At 69.4% G+C, this 1,484-nt stretch carries 3 protein-coding genes; 1 reads left to right on the plus strand and 2 read right to left on the minus strand.

The genetic code is table 11. The features are described from left to right. Window positions 1–144: 144 nt before the first annotated feature. Window positions 145–543 carry a thioesterase family protein gene (locus tag U4E84_RS17180; protein WP_322533317.1) on the minus strand — a complete coding sequence of 133 codons (399 nt, stop codon included), beginning with the start codon at window positions 541–543 and terminating at the stop codon, window positions 145–147. 117 nt (window positions 544–660) lie between these two features. Here U4E84_RS17180 and U4E84_RS17185 point away from each other — a divergent pair, with 117 nt between their 5' ends. After that, window positions 661–1,164 carry an Lrp/AsnC family transcriptional regulator gene (locus tag U4E84_RS17185; RefSeq protein ID WP_322533318.1) on the plus strand — a complete coding sequence of 168 codons (504 nt, stop codon included), beginning with the start codon at window positions 661–663 and terminating at the stop codon, window positions 1,162–1,164. Between the two features lie 30 nt (window positions 1,165–1,194). On the opposite strand, the gene U4E84_RS17190 is transcribed toward U4E84_RS17185, so the two are convergent. Next, window positions 1,195–1,484: amidohydrolase family protein (locus tag U4E84_RS17190; RefSeq protein WP_322533319.1), on the minus strand; the 290-nt coding region annotated here is incomplete at its 5' end.

Genomic DNA, 1,484 nt, shown 5'->3' on the forward strand with positions numbered 1-1,484 from the left:
ACGCCTCGGCGGCCGTCTCGCAGAACGGGCATCCGTCGAGGGCGTACAGTCGTACGCTCATACCGATCGATCCGTCTCCGGCGTCAAGAAGGTGTGCGTTCGGTCGCCCGGCCGGTCGGTCCGGGGGCGATCGTCCGGACCGCCTCAGAGGTCGTGATACGCCTCCATCGCGGCCCGGTGATCCTCCGGGATCGGCGTCGGCTCGCCGGTGTCGGGGTCCAGCGAGACGATCGTCGCCTCGGCCGTCGCCGCGACCGCGTCGCCGACGCGGACCTCGTGGGCCATCGTCGCGCTCGACCGGCCTAACTCGGCCAGTTCGACGGTGACGGTCACGTCGCCGTCGGACAGCTCGATCGGCCGCCGGAAGTCGATCGCGATCGACGCCAGCACGCTCGAAGACTGTGAGATGTCCATCTCGAGGACGTCGCGGAAGTACCGCGTCCGCGCCTGCTCGATGTACGTCGCGTACACGGCGTTGTTGACGTGGCCCAACGCGTCGATGTCGCGGAACCGAACGTCGATGTCCACGGTGTAGGGTGCCATATCCGACCCACTGGCGGGGAGCGTATGTAGGCGTCGGGATCGGGGCGACCGCGGCCGGAAACGCGGACGCGGCGGTCCCGACAACGTATAAAACGGCCGCGCGTCTACCTCCGAGGTATGGACAACGGCGCGATAGACGACGTCGACAGGGCGATCCTGTACGCGCTGCAGGAAGACGCGCGAAACACGTCGTCCGGGGACATCGCGGAGCGGACCGGCACCTCGGACAGCACCGTTCGCAAGCGGATCCGGCGGCTCGAGTCCGACGGCGTGATCAAGGGGTACAGCGCCAGCGTCGACTACCAGCGGTCGGGCTACCCGCTCCGGATGCTGCTCTACTGCACCGCGTCGATACCGGAGCGGGGAGAACTCGTCTCGGACGTCCTCGACATCAACGGCGTCGTGTCGGTCCAGGAGCTGGTCACCGGCGAGCAGAATCTCCTCGTGACCGTCGTCGGCGAGTCGGACGACGACATCACGCCCGTTGCGCAGGCGCTCCTCGACATGGGCGTCACGGTCGCCGACGAGGTGCTCGTACGGACCCACGAGACCACACCGTTCGGAGAGTTCGACGTCGGGCGGCGCGGCGGAGAGGCGGGCGGCGACGAGGGGAGCGACTGAGCGGGAACGCGGCCGAACGGGCGGGGGCGGTCAGCCGACGACCCGCTCGACGTCGAGCGCGGTCGCGCGTCGGACGACCGCGCTGACCGGGTCCTCGGAGCCCGACATGTTGTCCGAGTCGCCGTCGAGGACGAGGAGCGCCGCCCGCCGGCCCGGTTCGATGACGCCGCAGTCGAGGCCGGCTATCTCGGCGCCCGCGGCGGTCGCCATCCGTAACACCTCCCGGTCGCTCACGTCGAACCGCTTCGCCGCGACCGCCATCTCGCGGAACATCGACGGCTGATTCAGCATGACGTTGTCCGTCCCGAGCGCGACCGTCG

Source organism: Halorubrum sp. AD140, from assembly GCF_034497445.1.
Taxonomy (GTDB): domain Archaea; phylum Halobacteriota; class Halobacteria; order Halobacteriales; family Haloferacaceae; genus Halorubrum.